20 protein-coding genes and 1 riboswitch are annotated in these 20,585 nt (G+C 62.0%); of the genes, 6 read left to right on the forward strand and 14 right to left on the reverse strand.

The annotated features are described in order from the left end of the window. Positions 1-304: 304 nt before the first annotated feature. Positions 305-637, reverse strand: coding sequence for a GYD domain-containing protein (locus FHT70_RS11550; RefSeq protein WP_097600749.1), 333 nt, complete (start codon positions 635-637; stop codon positions 305-307). A gap of 158 nt (positions 638-795) precedes the next feature. Beyond that, entirely contained in the window at positions 796-1,203 is a 408-nt protein-coding gene (locus FHT70_RS11555; RefSeq protein ID WP_183701064.1) for a carboxymuconolactone decarboxylase family protein, read from the reverse strand. 301 nt (positions 1,204-1,504) lie between these two features. On the opposite strand from FHT70_RS11555, the gene FHT70_RS11560 reads away from it, so the two are divergent. Beyond that, complete coding sequence (locus FHT70_RS11560) at positions 1,505-2,434, forward strand: TauD/TfdA family dioxygenase (RefSeq protein WP_183701066.1); 930 nt, start codon at positions 1,505-1,507, stop codon at positions 2,432-2,434. Positions 2,435-2,519: 85 nt separating this feature from the next. Here the strand turns inward: FHT70_RS11560 and aspA are convergent, their stop codons facing one another. The 12 genes from aspA to FHT70_RS11620 form a co-directional block, all read right to left on the reverse strand. Next, positions 2,520-3,947 (reverse strand): aspartate ammonia-lyase, encoded by a 1,428-nt coding sequence (gene aspA, locus FHT70_RS11565; protein ID WP_097600889.1) that lies wholly within the window; start codon positions 3,945-3,947, stop codon positions 2,520-2,522. Positions 3,948-4,072: 125 nt separating this feature from the next. Then, positions 4,073-5,149 carry an asparaginase gene (locus tag FHT70_RS11570; RefSeq protein ID WP_183701068.1) on the reverse strand — a complete coding sequence of 359 codons (1,077 nt, stop codon included), beginning with the start codon at positions 5,147-5,149 and terminating at the stop codon, positions 4,073-4,075. Positions 5,150-5,214: 65 nt separating this feature from the next. Further along, entirely contained in the window at positions 5,215-6,687 is a 1,473-nt protein-coding gene (locus FHT70_RS11575) for an amino acid permease (RefSeq protein ID WP_183701070.1), read from the reverse strand. 231 nt (positions 6,688-6,918) lie between these two features. Further along, complete coding sequence (locus tag FHT70_RS11580; protein ID WP_183701072.1) at positions 6,919-7,626, reverse strand: FadR/GntR family transcriptional regulator; 708 nt, start codon at positions 7,624-7,626, stop codon at positions 6,919-6,921. Positions 7,627-7,674: 48 nt separating this feature from the next. Continuing rightward, positions 7,675-8,394 (reverse strand): FadR/GntR family transcriptional regulator, encoded by a 720-nt coding sequence (locus FHT70_RS11585; protein ID WP_183701073.1) that lies wholly within the window; start codon positions 8,392-8,394, stop codon positions 7,675-7,677. A gap of 85 nt (positions 8,395-8,479) precedes the next feature. Continuing rightward, complete coding sequence (locus FHT70_RS11590; RefSeq protein ID WP_183701075.1) at positions 8,480-9,301, reverse strand: bifunctional allantoicase/(S)-ureidoglycine aminohydrolase; 822 nt, start codon at positions 9,299-9,301, stop codon at positions 8,480-8,482. A gap of 55 nt (positions 9,302-9,356) precedes the next feature. Then, positions 9,357-11,213, reverse strand: a complete 1,857-nt coding sequence (locus FHT70_RS11595; RefSeq protein WP_183701077.1) for an ABC transporter ATP-binding protein — start codon at positions 11,211-11,213, stop codon at positions 9,357-9,359. Between the two features lie 34 nt (positions 11,214-11,247). After that, positions 11,248-12,444 carry an aminotransferase class V-fold PLP-dependent enzyme gene (locus tag FHT70_RS11600; RefSeq protein ID WP_097600756.1) on the reverse strand — a complete coding sequence of 399 codons (1,197 nt, stop codon included), beginning with the start codon at positions 12,442-12,444 and terminating at the stop codon, positions 11,248-11,250. Between the two features lie 133 nt (positions 12,445-12,577). After that, positions 12,578-13,090: a RidA family protein gene (locus tag FHT70_RS11605; RefSeq protein ID WP_097600757.1), complete on the reverse strand. Its 513-nt coding sequence runs from the start codon at positions 13,088-13,090 to the stop codon at positions 12,578-12,580. A gap of 48 nt (positions 13,091-13,138) precedes the next feature. Next, the gene (locus FHT70_RS11610) at positions 13,139-14,008 is read right to left on the reverse strand and encodes an ABC transporter permease (RefSeq protein ID WP_183701079.1); all 870 of its coding nucleotides are present in this window, start codon (positions 14,006-14,008) and stop codon (positions 13,139-13,141) included. Beyond that, positions 14,008-14,949, reverse strand: coding sequence for an ABC transporter permease (locus FHT70_RS11615; protein WP_183701081.1), 942 nt, complete (start codon positions 14,947-14,949; stop codon positions 14,008-14,010). Before FHT70_RS11615 ends, FHT70_RS11610 begins: the two co-directional genes overlap by 1 nt. Before the next feature lie 82 nt (positions 14,950-15,031). Next, positions 15,032-16,558 (reverse strand): ABC transporter substrate-binding protein, encoded by a 1,527-nt coding sequence (locus FHT70_RS11620; protein ID WP_183701083.1) that lies wholly within the window; start codon positions 16,556-16,558, stop codon positions 15,032-15,034. Between the two features lie 223 nt (positions 16,559-16,781). On the opposite strand from FHT70_RS11620, the gene FHT70_RS11625 reads away from it, so the two are divergent. The 5 genes from FHT70_RS11625 (at position 16,782) to FHT70_RS11645 (ending at position 20,572) form a co-directional block, all read left to right on the forward strand. Next, positions 16,782-17,366, forward strand: a complete 585-nt coding sequence (locus FHT70_RS11625; protein WP_183701085.1) for a DUF1349 domain-containing protein — start codon at positions 16,782-16,784, stop codon at positions 17,364-17,366. 133 nt (positions 17,367-17,499) lie between these two features. Beyond that, positions 17,500-17,596: riboswitch (TPP riboswitch) on the forward strand. A 45-nt stretch (positions 17,597-17,641) separates the two neighbouring features. Next, complete coding sequence (gene thiM / locus FHT70_RS11630; RefSeq protein ID WP_183701098.1) at positions 17,642-18,445, forward strand: hydroxyethylthiazole kinase; 804 nt, start codon at positions 17,642-17,644, stop codon at positions 18,443-18,445. Beyond that, on the forward strand, positions 18,442-19,077 hold the full coding sequence (gene thiE, locus FHT70_RS11635) for a thiamine phosphate synthase (protein WP_183701100.1): 636 nt from the start codon (positions 18,442-18,444) through the stop codon (positions 19,075-19,077). Before thiM ends, thiE begins: the two co-directional genes overlap by 4 nt. Further along, positions 19,074-19,883 carry a bifunctional hydroxymethylpyrimidine kinase/phosphomethylpyrimidine kinase gene (gene thiD / locus FHT70_RS11640; protein WP_183701102.1) on the forward strand — a complete coding sequence of 270 codons (810 nt, stop codon included), beginning with the start codon at positions 19,074-19,076 and terminating at the stop codon, positions 19,881-19,883. The genes thiE and thiD overlap by 4 nt, the downstream gene beginning before the upstream one ends. Positions 19,884-20,092: 209 nt before the next feature. Beyond that, entirely contained in the window at positions 20,093-20,572 is a 480-nt protein-coding gene (locus tag FHT70_RS11645; protein ID WP_183701104.1) for a GNAT family N-acetyltransferase, read from the forward strand. Positions 20,573-20,585: the final 13 nt, after the last annotated feature.

The raw sequence follows: 20,585 nt of genomic DNA on the forward strand, positions 1-20,585 counted from the left end.
ACACCGACCGAGGTATTTATGGCGCATTTGCGCGAAGATGGGTGATCCCCTATCCTGCAAAACAGGCATGATGCACTTGGGTTAGCTTCTCCACCGGGGTGGGTTCAAAGTTGAAGTGTCCTGTTTCTGAGTGTCGCCAGATGATTTTGGACTTCGGTCAAGCACTCTTGGACTGTGCACCAATAATTTTGGATTATGACTCTCCTGCCCGAATGCCTGACCTCTCCGCCTGTCAGGCGATGCCGGAACGAACCGGCAGCGGATCGAACATCCGCTGCCCAAGATAATTCAACGAGTGGTCTGCTTATTTTGCCGGAGCTTTGTAGGCAGATGCGATTTTGCCCGCCTTTTCTTGAGCGGCCTTGAATTCCGCACCTGTGTACGCTCGCACGGTTTTGATATTCGATACTGCTCCCGAAGCGCCGACGACAAGAAGCGCGGGGATCAGGTCAACACCGTCGGGGAATTCTGCGATTACCATCCAGTCGGTTTCGCCGGTCGTGACGTAGAAAGAATGCTGCTTCCCGCCTGCTGCTTCCATGATGGCACGGGCCGCCGCTTCCCGGTCCGATGGATCGGCGATCATTCCCTTTGTTGCCGCGGCTGAATAGCACCCTGTGATTATGAACAGTGGCATAGGACATCCTCCTCAACAATCGGGCAGATCGGGCGATCTGCCGCATATTCAGTATCTCACATCCAGGCGTTGACCGCGATTAGGTAAACCGGAGTAAACCCCGGCGTAGGGCGCCCTGTCGCGCATGGTTGCATGTGCTTGATCTGCAACGTCGTTTCCTATCGCACCTCGAATTCCGGATCTGAGGGAACCTGCATGGCGAGAGCGAGATGATTTGTCTGCGCGGCAAGGCCGATGATCATCAGAAGTTCGCCATGTTGGGCATCGGTCATGCCGCGGGCTCGGGCAGCTGCGGTGTGGGATTGAATGCAATACTGGCAGGCATTGGCCGTCGACACGGCGATGTAGATCATCTCCCGTGTCAACGGATCAATCGCGCCTTCGACGGTCATGACCGATTTGAGCGTCTCCCATACTCGCTTGAGATTTGCCGGATCGTTTGCAAGTGCACGCCAGAAATTGTTGATGAAATCGGTCTTGCGTGTCGCCCTGATGTCGTCGAACACCGCTTGCACGGCTGGAATGGCTGCGGCCTCTTGGTCCGACAGGAGTTTGACTGTTGCCATCGATTTTCCTTTCGGGTTTGCCGATACACGGCCTTGAGCACGATGTTTGCTCCGCGAGCCCATGTTGCCGGCGGAAGATACGAAGAAATTCCAGCGGCCGCCAGCCTCCCTCCCGGCGAGGAAATCGAAGACGGCTGTTTCAGGAAAACAGGCAAAATTAGAAATTATTGTCTACAGATTTTATAGATTATACGGTTCCATAGACCTGTCGACTTTCAGCGATGAGATTTCGAACACCCGAAGAATCCTTCTGCGGGCGCAGGTGACCTGCCGACTTCTTCAACACCAACAGGAGATTTTCATGAGCAATCCGGTTCTCGTCGATCAGATCATACCCGAGTCCGATGTCGTCCCGCTGACCGGCCGCGTCGGCGCCGAAATCAAAGGTGTTCGTCTTGGCGGAGATCTTTCGGATGCAACGGTGGCAGCCATCAACCAGCTTCTGCTCAAACGCAAGGTGATCTTCTTCCGCGATCAGGGACATCTTGACGATTCCGAACAGGAAGCCTTTGCACGCCGGCTCGGCGATCTCGTGCCGCATCCAACCCAGGGGCCCGTCGCCGGCACGGCGTCCATCCTCAATCTCGATTCCAGCCGCGGCGGCGGCAGGGCGGACCAGTGGCATACCGACGTCACCTTCGTCGACGCCTATCCCAAATTCTCCGTCCTGCGCGGTGTCGTCATCCCGGCAGCCGGCGGTGACACGATCTGGTCCAACACCCATGCCGCCTATGAAAGCCTGCCGGCGCCGCTCAAACTGCTGGCGGACAGTTTGTGGGCTATTCACAGCAATGCCTATGATTATGCGGCCGTTCGCCCTCGCGCCACCGCCGAAGAGAAGAAGCATTTCGAGGAAGTTTTCACGTCGACCATCTACGAAACCGAGCATCCGGTCGTGCGTGTCCATCCGGAAACCGGCGAAAGATCGCTGCTCCTAGGCAACTTCGTTCAGCGCCTTGTCGGCCTGTCGAAGAGCGACTCCGCAACACTCTACGAGGTGTTCCAGTCCTACGTCACCGCCCCGGAAAATACCGTGCGCTGGCGCTGGAGAGCCGGGGATGTGGCGATCTGGGACAATCGCGCCACCCAGCACTATGCCGTCAACGACTATGGCGACCAGCACCGCGTCGTGCGCCGCGCCACGGTCGATGGCGATGTTCCCGTCAGCATCGATGGCCGCCGCAGCATAACGCATGTCAAGGCTGCCAAGCCGCAAGCAAGGGCGGCGTGACCGCGCACATATGAGTGTTGCCCGGCCCATGAAGCGACCAGAGCTTCATCGGCCGGTCTTCGCAAGTGCAAATGAGCCGCATGCCTTATGAGAAGGAAAGCTTCTCACTTGGCCGCGTCAGCGTTTCCGGGCGCAGGACCGCATCGAGATGCTCCTTCTGCATCAGGCCGCGTTCGAGAAGGATTTCATAGACTCCCCGCCCCGAATGATGTGCTTCCAGCGCGACCTCCGTGGCATTGCGATAGCCGATATAGGGGTTCAACGCCGTCACGATGCCGATCGAGTGCTCGACTGTCTGGCGCAGCCGGTCACGGTTGGCGGTGATGCCTTGAATGCAGTTGGCCTCGAGCGTCAGGCAGGCATTGGTCAGGTGGCTGAGACTGCGGTAGAGGCTGTAGAAGATCACCGGCTCGAAAGCATTCAACTGGAGCTGGCCCGCCTCGGCCGCCATGGTGATCGTCACGTCATTGCCGATGACCTCGAAAGCCACCTGGTTGACGACTTCCGGGATGACCGGGTTGACCTTGCCCGGCATGATCGACGAACCCGCCTGGCGCGCCGGCAGGTTGATCTCGTTCAGCCCGGCGCGCGGCCCCGAAGACAGAAGCCGCAGGTCGTTGCAGGTTTTGGACAGCTTGACCGCGACGCGCTTGAGGACGCCCGACAGCTGCACGAAGGATCCGCAATCCTGCGTCGCCTCCACCAGATCCGGCGACGTCACCAGATCGACCCCGACGATCTCAGACAGGCGCTCGCGCACCAGCGCTGCATATTGCGGGTGGGCCGTGATGCCGGTGCCGATGGCCGTGGCGCCAAGATTGATCTCGCGGATCAGCGAGACGGCTTCTAAGAGGCGCGCCTCGTCCTCTGCCAGCATCAGCGCATAGGTTCCGAATTCCTGCCCCAGCGTCATCGGCACGGCGTCTTGCAACTGGGTGCGGCCCATCTTGAGGACGTCGGCAAACTCGATCGCCTTGGCCTCGAACGATCGCCGCAGAATCGCCATGGCGTCGACGAGACGATGAACGCCGATCCATGCAGCGAGCTTCAGGGCCGTAGGATAGACGTCGTTGGTGGATTGCGACAGATTGACATGTTCGTTCGGGTGCAGGTGCTGATAATCCCCTCGCCCATATCCCATGATTTCAAGCGCCCGGTTGGCAATCACCTCGTTGGCGTTCATGTTGGTTGAGGTGCCGGCGCCGCCCTGGATCAGATCGACAACGAAGTGGTCGTGCAGTGCACCGTCGCGGATCTCGATACAAGCCGCAATAATGGCGTCGGCGCGCGCCCGGTCCAGAAGGCCGAGGCTTGCATTGGCCTGGGCCGCCGCCTGCTTGATCGCAGCGAGCGACGCAATCAGGTCCGCCGATTCCCGCAGGGTCTGACCGGTGATCGGAAAATTCTCGACCGCACGCAGCGTATGCACGCCGTAATAGGCCGAGGCCGGCACCTCGCGATCGCCGATCAGGTCATGCTCGACGCGGATTTTCGCAATATCGGAGATAGTCATGGCTGGACTTTCGAAAGCGGCGCTGCGGACCTGAAATGCGGCGGCAGGCCGGAGAGATGATCGGTTAAGGCGCGGCAGAATTGCCGCGTCCGGAAGCGTCATTGTATCAAAGCTGCAGGACTGGACTACTCCCCCTCCGGCTCCGGTATGCGCAGCCTGAACGGAAAGGACACGCCACCGCTCGAAACACCCATGGTGTTCACCCGCTTGGGACGATGGAACGTTGCAAGCTCTCGGCGGAGTTCGGGCGAACCGATGCCGAGCTGATCGAGGATTTCCGTCACAACCGCGTAGAGGATTTCGATGTTGCCATCCTCGACCTTGACCGAAATGCCGAGCGCCCCATCCGCCCCCAATTGCCTGGTGTCATCCGAGGCGCGCACACCGATTGCATAGCTGGCATCGGCGCCGAGCTTGCCGATCAGCGCGCCGTTGAACGCGCGCATCAACACTGTGCAGTAACGCCCCTCGCCCGCGACCATTTCGGGGTGGCGCGCCATCGCCCGGAAAATGCGAGCGAGTGCTGCGTCTCGCCTCGACAAACCCTCCTGCCCCTCGCCCCGATCTGCTGCCGAAGCAAGCTTGGCGTAGAGGCGCGCCAGGCGATCCAACGGAAAGGCGGGCGTCGGCAGATTGCATCCGTCGATCCCCCATTCCACGTCCTGCGGATCAAGATCGCATAGTTCGGCGACTGTACGCTTCACGAGCACCTGCATCGGATGATCCGGCAGGTGATAGTCTTCGACGCCCGCGCCGATGGCCCGGGCGCCTGCAATCATTCCAACGTGTTTTCCCGAACAGTTGCTGCAGACCGCCGTCGGCGTATAGTCCTGCCTGATCCAGGCGCGATTCACGGTTTCGGACAAGGAAGGATGGCCGCCGCAGCGAAGATCGGCCTCTTCTGCCCGGATCTTCGCCAGCATGGTCCGCGTGTGCGCGATATGCAGCTCTTCGCTGCTGTGCGAAGCGCATATTAGCGCGAGATCCGCGTCATCGAAGCCGTAACGCTCGATCCCACTCGTCTCCAGGATGGCGAGCGCCTGGGCCGGCTTGGCGGCAGACCGGGCAAGCGTCAGGCGCCTCGGGTTTCCCAGCGCATAAAGCAGCCGGCCTTCTGCATCAACGACCGCCGCATGGACGCGATGGCGGTTCTCGACGATGCCGCCACGGTCGGTGACGACGAAATCCTCACTCGGGATCATTTCTCTCTCCATTGAAGCGGCCCCGGCGGCATTTGGCGCCGGGGCAAGCCTTGCTGTCGCGCCGGTCAGGCCAGATCGAAACCGCCGCGATCGTCGCCTTGTTCTGCCGCGATCATGTGGATGCGCTCCCGCATCAGAAGCCAGCCGACCACCAGCGCCGGAATGATCAGCAGCAGCGACGCGACCGTGTAGGTGCCGACCGGATAATCCAGCGCCATCAGGATCACGACGACCGCAAGGAAGCCGAGCGTCAGCACGCCGGTATAGGGCGCGCCGAACATCCGGAATTCGGGCCGCGCCAGCTTGCCCTGACGCGACAGGTGCCACAGCTTAAGCTGGCACAGAACAATCACGCCCCATGCCGCGATGATGCCGAGCGCGGCGACATTCAGTCCGATCTCGAACGCTTCTGCCGGAACGACGGCGTTCAGCACGACGCCGAAGGCGGTCACGACAGCCGTCACCGCAATGCCGCCATAGGGCACGCCGGATCTGTTCATCTTCGCCAGCGTGGCCGGCGCCGAGCCCGAAATCGCCATGGAATGCAGGATGCGGCCGGTCGAATAAAGGCCGGCATTGAGCGACGACAGGACCGCGGTCAGCACGACGAGGTTCATGACGACGTCGGCGCCTTCAACGCCGATCTTGCCGAAGAAGGTCACGAACGGGCTCTCGCCGCCCTTATAGGCGGTATAGGGCAGCAGCAGCGACAGCAGCAGAACCGAGCCGACATAAAAGACCACCAGGCGCAGCACGACCGTTCGGATCGCGCGCGGCATGACCTTGCGCGCATTTTCGGTTTCGCCCGCGGCGGTGCCGATCAGCTCGATCGAGGCATAGGCGAAAACCACGCCCTGGATCACCACAAGCGCGGGCAGGATTCCGTTCGGGAACATGCCGCCGAAGTCGACAATCGTATTGAGGCCCGGAGCGTGGCCGTCGATCGGCGTGCCGGTCACAACGAAGTAGACCCCGACAAGCAGGAAGACGACCAAAGCGAGAACCTTGACGAGGCTGAACCAGAATTCCAGTTCGCCGAACACCTTTACCGACAGAAGGTTCATGGCGAGAACGAGGACCAGCGCCGCCAGCGCAAAGACCCACTGATCGATCATGGCGATCCATGGGACGTAGGCCTTGAAGAAATTCATGTAGAGAGCCACGGCGGTGACATCGGCGACCGCCGTCATCGCCCAGGTCAACCAGTAGAGCCAGCCGACCGCGAAGGCGAGCTTTTCACCGTAGAATTCACGGGCATAGGAAACGAACGAACCGGAAGTCGGGCGGTGCACGATCAGTTCGCCGAGAGCCCGGAGAACGAGGAACGCGAAAAAGCCGCACAAGGCATAGACCAGCACAAGCGCCGGACCGGCAGCGGCAAGCCGCCCGCCCGCGCCCAGAAACAGCCCGGTGCCGATCGCTCCGCCGATGGCGATCATCTGGATCTGCCGCGGCTTCAGTGCCTTTTTGTAACCGAGATCCTCCTCGGCGAAAATCTGCCCATCGGCCTCGGTTCTGGTGGATTCCATCACTGTCATTTCTCCTCCCTCTTGGGTTCGGCAGCCTCCCCGGCCGCCCCTCCGCGCAGCTTCGACAACATGTCAATCTGCTATGCGGTCTGACAGGTTTAGCGAAGTAGATGGAAACGTACACCTCCGTCAAGCTCCTTCGTTCGAGGATGTGCATAAATGGAAGCCGGTTCGCCCATCGGGCAGCTACCGATGCGGACGCAACGGTGTGTCAGAAGGCTCCGATAGCGTTGGCGCCGCTTAGCGCGGTTCGGCGCCGATGATGCGATTGACCGCCGCCTCCACCTTTTGGAGATGGATTTCCATCGCGGCCCGGGCTTCGATGTCCGAGCCTGCGCGGATGGCCTCGACGATTGCGCGATGCTCATCGTTCGACTCCTGCCGCCGCGGCCCTAACACCGTTAGAAGGCCGGATTGCTGCGCCATCGCCTCCCGAACCTCATCGACGATATCGCGGAAGACGGCATTCTTCGATGCAGCGGCGATCAGTCCATGAAACTCCGAATCCAGCTGCACCCAGGCCTCGGTATTTTCCTCTTGCTCCATCTCGTCGCAAAGCCTGAGCAACCCGGACAGTTCGTCATGGTTTCGACGCAGCGCCGCCCAGCCGGCGGCCGACACCTCGACGTGAGGCCGCGCCTCCCTCAGATCACGCGCCGAATAATCGCCGTAACTGATGTCTCCGTCGCCGGCAGCCGCAAGCACATATGTGCCGCTGCCCGTTCGTGTCTCCGTCAGCCGCAAAATCTGCAGCGAGCGCAGCGCCTCCCGCACGATCGGTCGGCTGACGCCATATTTTGCAGCGAGCTTGGCTTCTGACGGAAGTTTCGAACCGGCGGCAAAACGGCCGGAAAGGATCAGGCTGCGCAATTCCTCGAACACAAGTTCCGAGGCGCTTTTGCGACTGAGGGTCGCGGAATCGGACAGCCAGTTTTCTAGATCGTTCATCGCTTGCATTCGATCGGCCGCACGGGATATCCGGGCGTAAATTTGAAATCATGCCTTCTGGGCAGTTCGCCTTTCATCGGAAATCCCGATGATGGAGCGCTTCACCTCCAGCAGGTGCTCTGCCATCGCCGCCCGCGCATCCTGCTCGCTGCCTGCAGCAACTGCCTCCAGAATTCGGCGGTGCTCCGCATTGGACCTTTTGCGCCGCCCGCGAACATGCTCGACCAGTTCCGACTGCGTCGAGAGCGCGCCGCGAACATCGGCGACGACTTTCCGGAAGATCGCATTGCCTGAAGCCTCCGCGATTTCTCCATGAAAGGCCGCGTCCATCCGCACCCATTTCTGGACATCCTCCTCCTCATCCATTCGGTCGCACAAGGATGTCAGCCGGGCCAGCTGCTCGCCCGAACGACGCAATGCCGCCCAGCCGGCTGCCGGGATTTCAATGCAGGGCCGCGCTTCCATCAGGTCGCGGGCGGAATAGGCGCCGCCGCCGAGCTGCCGCGCGGGGCTGTCCGAAACGATGAAGGTGCCCCGGCCGGTTCGGGTTTGCGTGAAGCCCAGCGTCTGCAGGGAGCGAAGCGCTTCACGCACGATCGCCCGGCTGATGCCGTAGCGTTCGGCCAGTTGCACCTCCGAGGGAAGACGGCTTCCGAGCGGCAGTTTCTGATCCACAATGGCCGTGCGGATATCTTCGAAGACCGCTTCGGCAGCGTTTCTTCGGTTGATTTCGTTCTTCTCCGACAGCCATGAATCCATATCCCGCATCGAAGGACGATGCGTGTTAACCGGAGAGCTGTCAAGCAACCGGACAGGTGCGGGCATGCCTCGTGTGCGGCCTATGCGAAGCCGCTTACCAGAGCTTCATATGCCGATTGACATCTTTGTAGAGCAGGTAGCGGAAGCGGCCGGGACCGCCGGCGTAGCAGGCCTGCGGGCAGAAGGCGCGCAGCCACATGAAATCGCCGGCTTCGACCTCGACCCAATCCTGGTTCAGACGATAAACCGCCTTGCCCTCCAGCACATAGAGGCCGTGCTCCATGACGTGCGTTTCCATGAAGGGGATCACAGCACCCGGCTCCAGCGTCACGATATTGACGTGCATGTCGTAGCGCACATCGGCCGGATCGATGAAGCGGGTCGTGCCCCAGCGGCCGTCGGTGTCGGGCATGGCCTGGATCGGGTGATCATCCTCATGCGTAAAAATTGCCGGCGGCGGCTCCAGCCCCTCGACTTCCTGGAATGCCTTCCGGACCCAATGGAAGATCGCCGCGGTCGAACCATCATTTTTGAGGCGCCAAGCCGAGCCGGCCGGAAGATAGGCGAAGGAACCGGTGCGCAGCGCATGGCTGACGCCCTCGAGCTCAACCGTCATGCCGCCTTCGACGACGAAGAGCACCGCTTCGGCTCGTTTGTCGGGCTCCGGCCGGTCGCTTCCGCCGCCCGGCTGAACTTCCATCACATATTGCGAGAAGGTTTCGGAGAAACCGGAAAGTGGCCGTGAGAGTACCCATGCCCGCGTTCCCGTCCAATGCGGAAGGAGGCTCGTGACAATATCGCTCATGACACCGCGGGGGATGACCGCGTAAGCCGTGGTGAAAACGGCCTTACCGGAAAGCAGTTGGGTCTGCGGCGGCAGGCCGCCGAGCGTCGAAAAATACTCTGTCTTGTTCATCGGTGCGGCTTTCCAAGCATTTGTCTCCGCATCTGCTTTATGCGCCGCTGATCCGTTAGGCAACTCCCAGCCCGGACGAGCGCTCGGCCATGACCAGATGGCCCGGCCCGACCTCGCGATAGGAGGCTATCGGAGGGGCGTAGTCGACCGGGCGCATCGGGCTCTTGATCTCGTCGTTCGCCGCCATCCGCTTCTCGTGGCGGCGGTCGGGATCTGGCACCGGCACGGCGGCGATAAGCTTCTTGGTATAGGGATGCTGCGGATTTTCGAAGACGGCGGCGCGCGGGCCGATCTCGACGATCTCGCCGAGATACATCACCGCCACGCGGTGGCTGACCCGCTCGACCACCGCCATGTCATGCGAGATGAACAGGAAGGCGAGGTTGAGACTCTGCTGCAGATCCAGCATCAGGTTGATGACCTGCGCCTTGATCGAGACGTCGAGCGCCGAGACGCTTTCGTCCGCTACGATCACCTTCGGCTGCAAGGCAAGCGCGCGGGCGATGCAGATGCGCTGGCGTTGGCCACCGGAAAATTCATGTGGGTAGCGCGCCGCCATATCCGCGGACAGGCCAACCTTCACCAGCAGGTCGGCGACGACCTCCCTTGCCTGTTTCGCATTGCCCATCCGGTGTTCGAGATAGGGTTCGGCGATCGCAGCCCCCACCGTCATGCGCGGATTGAGGCTGGCGAAGGGATCCTGGAAGATCATCTGCACGGATTTGCGCATCTCGCGCAGCTCCTTCCTGTCGAGGCCGAGCACCTGCCTGCCCTCGACGAGAACGGAACCCGCCTGCGGCTCGATCAGGCGCATGATGGCTCGCCCCGTCGTCGATTTGCCGCAGCCGGATTCGCCGACGAGCGACAACGTCTCGCCGGCATGAAGATCGAAGGAGACGTTTTCGACCGCGTGCACGCGGCTGGTCAGCCGGCCGAAAAGGCCGGAATGGATGTCGAAGCGCTTGGTGAGGTTCTTCACCTGCAGGACGGGCTTCGCCGCGACCGTATCGGCAGCCTCGGCGGGAATGTCCGATTCGCCCGTCGCGGTGTTAACCAAGGGAAAGCGCAGCGGCCTCTGCCGGCCCTGCATCGAGCCGAGCACCGGCACGGCTGACAACAGCGCCCTTGTGTAGGGATGTTTGCCGCGGTGAAAGATATCGGTAGTGGCGCCGCTTTCCACCTGTTCGCCGCGATACATCACCACGGTCCTGTCGGCGATCTCGGCGACGACGCCCATGTCATGGGTGATGAAGAGAACAGAAGTCCCCTCCTCTTCCTGCAGCAGCTTGATGAGATCGAGGATCTGCCCCTGGATCGTCACGTCGAGTGCGGTCGTCGGCTCGTCGGCGATCAAGAGCTTCGGCCGACTGGCGAGCGCCATGGCGATCATCACCCGCTGGCGCATGCCGCCGGAAAAACGATGCGGATATTCGTCGAAGCGCGAGGCGGCTGAGGGGATACGGACCTTTTCCAGCAGCCTGATCGTCTCGGCCCTGGCATCGGCCTTGCTCATAGCGGAATGGCAGAGCAGCGCTTCGGAGATCTGATTGCCGATGGTGAAGAGCGGATTGAGCGAGGTCATCGGCTCCTGGAAGATCATCGCCACCTCATTGCCGCGCACCTGCCGCATCGCGTGTTCCGGCAGGGCCAGCAGGTCGCGGCCGCCGAGCATGACGCGGCCCTCGATGCGGCTCGTCTCCGCCTGCAGCAGCCGCATGATCGAAAGCGAGGTGACGCTCTTGCCCGAGCCGGATTCGCCGACGATCGCCACAGTTTCACCGGCCGCGACGGTGAAGGAGACGTCGCGCACGACCGGTTTCCAGGCGCCGTCGACCAGGAAGGACGTAGTCAGCCGGTCGACGGAAAGAACGGGGCTCAATCTCTCGATCGGCTGGGCTTGGGCGTTGGCCATATCGGCTCCTCTTGCGGCGGATGAGAACGGTCGATCAATCCGGCCAGCGCAGCAATCCGTCGAAGCGGTGCCGGCTGCGGTTTTCGATCGGTGTGGCGATGATCTCGTTGGAGGCGCGCGCCTTGTCGAGCTCCTCAGCAAGACGGTTTGCGACGATTATCTCTTCGCCCGGATGCAGGTTGCAGGGGTCGAGATAGAAATAGCGGTGCTCCACCTCATGATCGCGCACGATGATCGGCGGACTGCCCTTGGCGAGCGCATCGGCCAGATCCCAGGCGGTGATATGCGCCTCTTCGGGATCGACGATGAGGCGCAGCCGATCGAGCGGATTGTTGGTCGGGTCGGGCTCGATCAGCGGGGTGACGCCGGGGCGACCGTCGAGCGTCTTCTTCCAAAGATTGAGATAGCCGGTCTCGCGCTCGCGGATGCCAGCATGATCGCGCCTTTCCCACGCCTCCAGCGCCGCCATGACGCCGAAGATACTTTCCTTGCCGACCTTCATGCCGCGGCCGATCCCCATATTCTGCAGGAAGGCGTGCCGCACCAGTTCCTTGCTGCCGGCAACGATACCCGAGGTCGGGCCGCCGAGAAACTTGTGGCCGGAATAGAGCGCGATATCGGCCCCCTGCTCCAGGAAGGTCCTCAGGTCATATTCCGAGGCCGCATCGACGATGACGGGAATGCCCCTGGCATGGGCGATCTCGATAAATTCCTTGAGGTTCAGCAGGCCATAATCGACGACATGATGGGAAACGACAAAGACGGCAGCAGCCGTCTTGTCGGTGATCGCCTTTTCCATGTGGAAACGATGCGTCGAGGTCGCCTGTCCCACAAGCACCACCTTGCCGCCGGCAAGCCGGATCGCCTGGTCGACCGGCGCGCCGTAGCTTACCACATGGCCCATCTGCACCAGCACCTCGTTCCTCTCCGGCACGGCGTCCGGGAGTTTCTCGATCGCCAGCAGATTGTCGCCGGTGATTGCGCCGGCGACGGCAAGCGAAATTCCGGCCGAGCAGGAGGCGGTGACGAAACCCGCCTCGCCGCCGGTCAGCCGGGCGATGATGCTGCTTGCCTTGCGCTGCAAGTCGTTGATTTCGACGAAGTGCGGCAGGATCGCTGCCATCGCCTCGATCGCCTGCGGAACGACGATCGAGGCGCCGAGGCTGGTCATCGTGCCGGACACATTGATGACGGGACGAAGGCCGAGCGAAGGTCTGATATCATCGGGCATGAAGATCTCCGGAAGTCTGGGAGGAAGGGCAGAACATGGCGCGACCATGTGGCAGTGTCGAGCAGCCGGGGGAAGGATGCGTGCTAAAATAGAAAAAAGTCATCCGAAGACCACTCCAAACACGAAAGCACGTTCAGCAATGCAAGGCGACGATGGCCTCGATCTCAACGGTGATATTGCCGGGCAGCGAGCTGAAGCCGACGGCCGAGCGGGCATGTTCGCCGGCCGCGCCGAAGACGGCGATCAACAGATCCGAGCAGCCGTTGATCACGCTCGGATGATCCTCGAACTCGGGCACGGCATTGACCATGCCGAGCAGCTTGACCACCCGCCTGACGCGGGAGAGATCGCCAAGCGCTTCATGCATGACGGCAAGCAGGTTGATGCCGGTCAGCCGCGCATGTCGGTAAGCTTCCTCGACACCAACTCCGCCGCCGACCTTGCCGGCATGCAGGAAGCCATCGGCCTCGCGCGGGCCCTGGCCTGACAGATAGAGCATGTTGCCTTCTAGCACATGCGTCACGAAATTGGCGATCGGCGGCGGTGGCGGCGGCAGCGTTATGCCGAGCGCGGCTAACCGTTGGTAAGGCGAGTTCTCGACCTTGCCGGCGGCGGCGGGGAACTGATTCACGCGAACTCCTGTCATGCGAATTTCTATTGGCGGATTTGGATTGGGCGACCTCTGGTCGGCGGATTAAAGGTCCTTGCGAAGTCTTGGATCGAGCATGTCTCTCAGGCCGTCGCCGACCATCTGCAGCGACAGCACCGAGAGGACGACCGCCACGCCGGGGAAAACCGTCATCCAGTCGGCCTGCCCGATATATTGCCGGCCGGCAGCGATCATCGTTCCCCAGGTCGGCACTTCGGGGCTGACGCCGAGGCCGAGGAAGGAGAGGCCGGCTTCGGCAAGCATGGCGCTGGCAAAGAGGAAGGTGGCCTGTACCAGGATCGGCGACAGCAGATTGCGCAACACGTGTCGCGTCATGATGTGGAAGGTCGAGATGCCAAGCGCCCTCGCCGCCTCGACATAGGGCAGCTCGCGGATGACAAGCGTCGAGGCACGGACGATACGGGCAAGGCGCGGCGAGTAGACGATCGACAGCGCAATGATGACCGTCGTCAAGGACGGGCCGAGAGCGGCGACGAGGGCGATGGCGAGCAGGATATCCGGAAAGGCCATCATCGCGTCGATCAGCCGGGCGATCGGCGTATCGAGCTTTTGAAAGAAGCCGGCAAGCAGGCCGAGCGTCACGCCGATGGCGACCGACAAGGCCACAACAGCCGCACCGACGAGCAGCGACAGGCGGCCGGCGAAAATCGTGCGCGAGAAGACGTCGCGGCCGAACTCGTCGGTGCCGAAAAAGAAGGTGCCGCTCGGCGGCTTCAGACGGTTGACGATGGAAAGCTTCGACGGCGAATAGGGCGCGACCACCGGTGCTAACACCGCCAGCAGCACGAAGACCGTCAGGATCAGCAGGCCGAAGGCCACCGTCCTGCGCTTAATCAGGCGGCGGACGAACTTGCTGCCTTCGCTTTCGACGGGTTTGATTGCGACATCGGCCATCAGTAGCGCACCCTCGGATCGACCAGCAGGTAGAGCATGTCGATCGCAAAATTGATCAGCACGTAGAGGGCGGCGATGACGAGCAGCGCCCCTTGAATGACGGGATAGTCGCGGCGCAGCACCGCCGAAACGACGAGATTGCCGACACCCGGCAGTCCGAAAACGGTTTCGGTGACGACAGCGCCCGAGATCAGCACCGCCGCCGTCAGGCCGAGCACCGTCAGGATCGGGATCAGCGCATTCTTCAGAGCGTGCTTGAGGATGACCTTACGCTCGATTAGCCCCTTGGCGCGCGCCGTGCGGATATAATCGTCGCCGAGCACATCGAGCATCGAGGCACGGGTGAAGCGCAGGATCAGCGCCGAAGAGACGATGCCGAGCGCAAAGGCCGGCAGCGTCAGATGATACATCCGGTCGATGAAAGTCGAGCCCGGGCCGCCATAGCCGGAGACCGGGAAGAGATTGAATCGGACAGCGAAGAACTGCATCAGGATGAGACCGAGCCAGAAGCTTGGAATGCTGGCAGCGAACATGGCAAGCGTCGTTGCCGCCTGGTCAATGAAGGACCCGCGCCGATAGGCGGCATAGATGCCGATCGGCAGGGCGACGGCGCTGGCGATGGCAAGCGAAAACAGCGTCAGGAAGAAAGTCGGCTCGGCCCGGTCGATGAGCGCGGATGTGACCGGCATGTTAAGGAAGATCGACTGACCGAGATCGCCCTTCAGCAGTTCGCCTATGTAATAGACATATTGCAGGCCGAGCGACTGATCGAGGCCGAGCCGGGCCCGGAGATCGGCAATATCCTGCGGCGTCGCATCCGGCCCGAGCATGACGGCGGCCGGATCTCCCGGGGTCACGCGCACGATGACGAAGACGATCGTGACGACCAGGAACATCACGACCATCATGCCGAACAGGCGTTGGAGGATGTAGCGTATCATGAATGCCGGCCTTCAATCCCTTGCAGATGCGGCAGAAAAGATGACCGGTACCGGTCCCGAAGGGCGGCACCGGCGGTGTTGCTTACTTCTTGATCGAGGCGTTCCAGAAATATGGCCACGGAGCCGGATCGACGCCTTCGAGCTTGATCGACTTCGCCGAGACGGCGTTGAAATCGCCGATCTTCATGAAGGGTGCGTCTGTATAAACGGCCTTCTGGACATCGGCCCAGAGCGCCACGCGCTTCTTCGGATCGACTTCGGAGGTGAAGGCATCGACCGCGGCCTTGCGGGCCGGCGTGTCCCACCAGCCGGGCGAACTCGTCGACAGCGAGCCGATGAGCGCCGGCTCCGGCAAGAAGGGGCTGTGGGTAATGTAGATATCCCAAAGCTTCGGATCGGTGCGGCGCTGGGTTAGCGTCGCCCAGTCCACCACCTGCATATCGACAGTGAAGCCTGCAAGTTTCAGATACTCGGCGGCGACCTGCGCCATCTTGTAATGGAACTCGTATTGGCGGCTGGTCAGGATGCGGATCGGCTCGCCATTGTAACCGGCTTTCTTGGCGGCCGCGGCCGCCCCTTCCGGATCGGCGACGTTATAGGCGCCCTCGGCGCCGGTATCGGTCGACCAGGCGAAGGACTTCGGATAGATGGCGCCGTCGAGCGCATAAAAATCCTTGCTGCCGAAAGCCGCCGCCAGCATGTCTTCCATGCTGAGCGCCTGGCGGATCGCCTTGCGCACCTCGACGTTGGCAGCAGCACCTTCCTTGGTGTTGAAGACGAAGACAGGATAACCGAAGGGCTTCAGCATGACCGGTTGCGAGGCGGTCGAGGCTTTCAGCTTGTCGTAGGATTCGACAGGAATCGAGTCGACATAATCATACTGGCCGGAAACGGCGGCCTCGACGCGGGTGTTCGGGTCCGGCACCGGCACAAAGCGGATTTCATCAAGATATTGATGACGCGCGCCGCCATAGCCATCGCTCTCGCCGGAGCGCGGCTTATACCCATCGAAGCGGACAAGCTGGATATACTGGTCGGCTTTCCGTTCCTTCAGCATATAGGGACCGGTGCCGATGAACTCCTTCATCGGCTCGTCCTGCTTTTCGGACGGGATGATGATCGCCGCCGAATTGTTGAAGGCGAGCAGCGAGGTCAGCGGCGCATAGGGCTGCTTCAGCGTGATCGTAACCGTCGAAGGATCGGTAGCTGCGACCTTGTCGATAAAGCCGGCCACCTGCTTGCCCCGCGAGGCGATCTTCATCCAGCGGGTAAGCGAAGCGACCACATCCTCGGACGTCATATCGGTATTGTCGTGGAACTTGACGCCAGTCCTGAGCTTGATCGTATAGGTTTTGCCGTCGGCGCTGATCTCGGGCAGGCTTTCAGCGAGAAGCGGCGTGACGTTCCAGCTCTTGTCGAAAGTGTAGAGCGTCTCGAAAATATGCTGCGTGACGATGCCGACGAGATCAGCCGTGGACGACATCGGATCGAGCGTCGGCGGCTCGCCGATCGTCGCGACATTGATGACGCCGCCCTTTTCCTGAGCGAGCAGGGTCGAAGGCAGGGCGACGAGCGCGGTGCCGAGAAGGAATGCGACGAATGTTTTCATATGAGAGCTCCCGATTTAGTTCCACAATTATGTAATTCATCTTTTTGTAACAGAATAGAAGCTGGAGCTATCGTGTCAAGCATGAGCGGTCGATTATGCAGCCGCGGATGGCGCGTTTCCGGAAAGCACCATCTTCAGCTGCGCTAGTTCTCCGCACGGGGCCTGCGTGATACGCCAAGTGAGACGACTGCCCTGCGGCAAGATTAAAGGAAGGGAGAAGCGAATGAGCATCGACTTCAATGACGGGAAATGGCTGAACGAGCCGGCCAGCTGGCACGCCGACGAAACTGGCCTGACGATGACGACAGGCGAAAAGACCGATTTCTGGCGCGAGACCTATTATGGCTTCACCCGCGACACCGGCCACTTCCTCGCCTTTCCCACCGGCGACAGCTTCACCGCACAGATCCGCGTCCAGGGCGAATTCCGCACCCTCTACGATCAGGCCGGCCTGATGGTACGCATGGACGAGAGCCGCTGGGTGAAAACAGGCGTCGAATTCACCGACGGCGAAGCCTTCCTCAGCACCGTCGTCACCGACGGAAAGTCAGACTGGTCGGTGTCGCATCCCTTCAAGGAATTGGAGGATTTCCGCATCCGTGTGACTGTCGCAAACGGCGCCGTGCGCATCCAGGGCTCCCGCGACGGTAGCCGCTGGCCGTTGCTGCGGCTAGCACCCTTCCCGGCTGCCGATCGCTATGAGGTCGGGCCGACAGCCTGTACGCCGGAGCGGAGTGGTTTGAGGGTTCGATTTTCGGAGTTTTCAATCAGGCCGGCTATTACGACGGGGCTGCATGATTTGAGTTAGGCAAAATTGGATGCCTTCAGGATTGCGCTGGGAAGGCCTCCAGCAATGTCCACGCCCAAGGGCAGCCGCTCCGAAATACCGGAATACTCACTTTCGGAGTGACAGCCGCGCCCTTCTCTGCGAAAAAGAGCGTGATGAGAGACAGGGGCGTTCGTCGACAGACGGGCTGAGAAGAACCCTTCGAACCTGAACCGGATAATGCCGGCGGAGGGAGTCGCTCGGGGCATCGCCGTAAGAGCAGCGCCCCGCGCCCGCCCCCGCCTGAAAGGGGCACCATGCAGAGCAAGATCACGTCGGGAGCCATGCTGAAGGCGATGCGCGAAAAGCCGCCGCTCGTTCAGTGCATCACCAATTATGTCGCGATGAATATCGCGGCCAACGTCCTGCTGGCCGCGGGCGCTTCGCCCGCCATGGTGCATGCCGCTGAAGAAGCCGGCGAATTCGCCGGCATCGCCAATGCTTTGACCATCAACATCGGCACGCTCTCGACGCAATGGCTCGAAGGCATGCAGGGGGCTGCCAAGGCCGCCATTGCGGCCGGCAAACCCTGGGTGCTCGATCCGGTGGCCCATTACGCCACGGGCTTCCGTCGCGCCGCGGTGGCCGACCTTCTGGAGCTTCGCCCGACGATTATCCGCGGCAACGCCTCCGAGATCATCGCGCTTGCCGGCGGCGAGAGCCGTGGTCAGGGCGTCGACAGCCGCGATCCAGTCGAACAGGCGGAGGATTCGGCACGGCGGCTGGCGGAGAGGCAGCGGACCATCGTCGCCGTCACCGGTGCTGTCGATTTCGTCACCGATGGCGCAAGGGCAGTCCGTATTGCGGGCGGATCGGCCCTGATGCCGCAGGTCACCGCGCTCGGCTGCTCGCTCACCTGCCTCGTCGGCGCCTTTGCCGCGACCGCGCCCGAAGATCTCTTCGGCGCGACTGTCGCCGCGCTTGCGACCTTCGCCGTCGCCGGCGAAGATGCAGCGCTCGGCGCCGCCGGCCCGGGCTCCTTTTCCTGGCGCTTCCTCGATGCGCTGGCTGCGATCGACGCCGAAACGCTCGATGCCAGGGCAAGGGTATCGGTCGCATGAAGCGCTTCGACCTTTCGCTCTATCTCGTTCTCGATCCCGATCTCTGCGCCGGAATCGGCATGATCGAGACGGCGCGGCTTGCCGTTGCCGGCGGCGCGACGATGGTGCAGTTGCGCGACAAACATGCCGGCACGGCCAGCATGATCGAGACCGGCCGCGCCTTGAGAGAGGCGCTCGTTGGAACCGGCGCCCTCCTCATCGTTAATGACGATGTCGAGGCTGCGGTCGCGATCGGCGCCGATGGCCTGCATGTCGGCCAGGAGGATATGAATGCGCGCAGGGCACGAGACATGATCGGACCCGAGATGATCCTTGGTCTCTCGGTGGAAACAGCCCGGCTCGCTGCCGCCGTCGACCCTGATATTGTCGATTATGCCGGCCTCGGACCTGTCTTTGCGACGCCGACCAAGGCCGACCACAAGCAGCCGGTCGGCTTTGATGGTCTTGCCAGGCTGGTGAAGGCATCGCCGGTGCCGTCCGTCGCCATCGGCGGCCTCAAGGCGGAGCATGTGGCGGAAGTGTTTGCAGCTGGAGCCGAAGGGCTTGCCGTCGTCTCCGCCATTGCGGGCACGCCGGACCCTGAGGCCGCCGCCCGCCGCATCGCCGCAGAAATCCGAAAGGTCCGCCCATGATCCGCAATGTTCTCTCCATCGCCGGCTCGGATCCCTCCGGCGGCGCCGGCATCCAGGCCGATCTCAAGGCCTTTGCCGCCCGCGGCGTTTATGGCATGGCAGTGCTGACCGCGCTGACGGCACAGAACACGCAAGGGGTGACCGGCGTGCATCTGGTGCCGCCGCAATTCGTCGCCGACCAGATCGATGCCGTCTTCGCCGACGTGCGCGTCGACGCCGTCAAGATCGGCATGATCGCCAATGCCGCCATAGCCGAGGCTGTCGCCGCAGCCCTTGCCGATCGACGGGGAATCCCCATCGTTCTCGACCCGGTGATGATCGCCAAGGGTGGGGCCGCCCTGCTCGCGCCCGAAGCGGTCGACGTGCTGACCCGGCGGCTGCTGCCGCTCGCAACCCTCCTGACCCCGAACCTGCCCGAGGCCGCGGCCCTGTTGCACCAGCCGGTCGCGACCAATCGCGATGAGATGGCGGCGCAGGCCGAGCGGCTGCGCGCGCTTGGCCCCGCCGCCGTATTGGTCAAGGGTGGCCATCTCGGCAGCGACGAGAGCCCAGACGTGCTTGCCACGGCCGACGGCCTGCACTGGTTCGAGGCCAGGCGAGTGCCGACGAAAAATACGCACGGCACTGGCTGCACGCTCTCCAGCGCACTGGCCGCCGAGCTTGCCAAGGGCGCATCGGCCGAGCAAGCCGTCGCCATTGCGAAGGATTACCTTGCCGATGCAGTCGCCGCCGCCGGCAGTCTCACTGTCGGCTCCGGACATGGCCCGGTGCAGCATTTTCATGCGCTTTGGAAGCACGGCGAATAACCGATCCCGCCGAAAGCGGCGCAGGCTCACGAGAGAAAACGGCCCGGCCTCCCCCGGGCCGTTTTCATTCGCGCCAGCCGGCGCTGATCCGAAGCTGGGCGCACCGCTCCATTTGAAAATCCCTGTTGACAAGCCCAGTTAGATAGCCAAGTCTATGACATTAAACGGATATATATTCCGCTATAAAGGAATATCTGGAGGAGAGACAGGTGCCAGACCTGCTTGTGAGCTTATATTCCAACAGGCTCGCCGACCTGAAAGAGCGGGCCGATCATCGTGGCATCTCCATTCGTCCGGCTCTTCCTCCGGAACTGCACCTCGTGGTCAACTGGGTTCGCGAACAATTCAGCGAGAATTGGGCGAGCGAGGTTTCGGTTGCTTTTTCCCGCCAACCCGTCGCCTGCCAGATTGCCGTCGACGGCGGCAAGCTGCTCGGCTTTGCCTGCTATGACACGACGGCGCGCGGCTTCTTCGGCCCGACCGGCGTCGATCCCGAGGCGCGCGGCAAAGGCATCGGGCTCGCGCTGTTTTCCGCCTGCCTTCAGACGATGAAGGCGCTCGGCCATGCCTATGCCTTTATCGGCGATGCCGGCCCAATCGATTTCTACGCCAAGACCGCAGGCGCAATCGTTATCCCCGCCCCCGATAAGGGCATTTACGAAGGCATGCTGAAAAGCGCGCCGAAATGACCAGCTGATATCG

It is taken from the genome of Rhizobium sp. BK049, assembly GCF_014193135.1.
Classification (GTDB): Bacteria; Pseudomonadota; Alphaproteobacteria; order Rhizobiales; family Rhizobiaceae; genus Rhizobium.

What these genes read in the sequence shown, in the direction of transcription:
- FHT70_RS11550 (WP_097600749.1), bottom strand. Translation starts at nt 637, where the DNA reads ATGCCACTGTTCATAATCACAGGGTGCTATTCAGCCGCGGCAACAAAG.
- FHT70_RS11555 (WP_183701064.1), bottom strand. Translation starts at nt 1,203, where the DNA reads ATGGCAACAGTCAAACTCCTGTCGGACCAAGAGGCCGCAGCCATTCCA.
- FHT70_RS11560 (WP_183701066.1), top strand. Translation starts at nt 1,505, where the DNA reads ATGAGCAATCCGGTTCTCGTCGATCAGATCATACCCGAGTCCGATGTC.
- aspA (WP_097600889.1), bottom strand. Translation starts at nt 3,947, where the DNA reads ATGACTATCTCCGATATTGCGAAAATCCGCGTCGAGCATGACCTGATC.
- FHT70_RS11570 (WP_183701068.1), bottom strand. Translation starts at nt 5,149, where the DNA reads ATGATCCCGAGTGAGGATTTCGTCGTCACCGACCGTGGCGGCATCGTC.
- FHT70_RS11575 (WP_183701070.1), bottom strand. Translation starts at nt 6,687, where the DNA reads ATGACAGTGATGGAATCCACCAGAACCGAGGCCGATGGGCAGATTTTC.
- FHT70_RS11580 (WP_183701072.1), bottom strand. Translation starts at nt 7,626, where the DNA reads ATGAACGATCTAGAAAACTGGCTGTCCGATTCCGCGACCCTCAGTCGC.
- FHT70_RS11585 (WP_183701073.1), bottom strand. Translation starts at nt 8,394, where the DNA reads ATGCGGGATATGGATTCATGGCTGTCGGAGAAGAACGAAATCAACCGA.
- FHT70_RS11590 (WP_183701075.1), bottom strand. Translation starts at nt 9,301, where the DNA reads ATGAACAAGACAGAGTATTTTTCGACGCTCGGCGGCCTGCCGCCGCAG.
- FHT70_RS11595 (WP_183701077.1), bottom strand. Translation starts at nt 11,213, where the DNA reads ATGGCCAACGCCCAAGCCCAGCCGATCGAGAGATTGAGCCCCGTTCTT.
- FHT70_RS11600 (WP_097600756.1), bottom strand. Translation starts at nt 12,444, where the DNA reads ATGCCCGATGATATCAGACCTTCGCTCGGCCTTCGTCCCGTCATCAAT.
- FHT70_RS11605 (WP_097600757.1), bottom strand. Translation starts at nt 13,090, where the DNA reads ATGACAGGAGTTCGCGTGAATCAGTTCCCCGCCGCCGCCGGCAAGGTC.
- FHT70_RS11610 (WP_183701079.1), bottom strand. Translation starts at nt 14,008, where the DNA reads ATGGCCGATGTCGCAATCAAACCCGTCGAAAGCGAAGGCAGCAAGTTC.
- FHT70_RS11615 (WP_183701081.1), bottom strand. Translation starts at nt 14,949, where the DNA reads ATGATACGCTACATCCTCCAACGCCTGTTCGGCATGATGGTCGTGATG.
- FHT70_RS11620 (WP_183701083.1), bottom strand. Translation starts at nt 16,558, where the DNA reads ATGAAAACATTCGTCGCATTCCTTCTCGGCACCGCGCTCGTCGCCCTG.
- FHT70_RS11625 (WP_183701085.1), top strand. Translation starts at nt 16,782, where the DNA reads ATGAGCATCGACTTCAATGACGGGAAATGGCTGAACGAGCCGGCCAGC.
- thiM (WP_183701098.1), top strand. Translation starts at nt 17,642, where the DNA reads ATGCAGAGCAAGATCACGTCGGGAGCCATGCTGAAGGCGATGCGCGAA.
- thiE (WP_183701100.1), top strand. Translation starts at nt 18,442, where the DNA reads ATGAAGCGCTTCGACCTTTCGCTCTATCTCGTTCTCGATCCCGATCTC.
- thiD (WP_183701102.1), top strand. Translation starts at nt 19,074, where the DNA reads ATGATCCGCAATGTTCTCTCCATCGCCGGCTCGGATCCCTCCGGCGGC.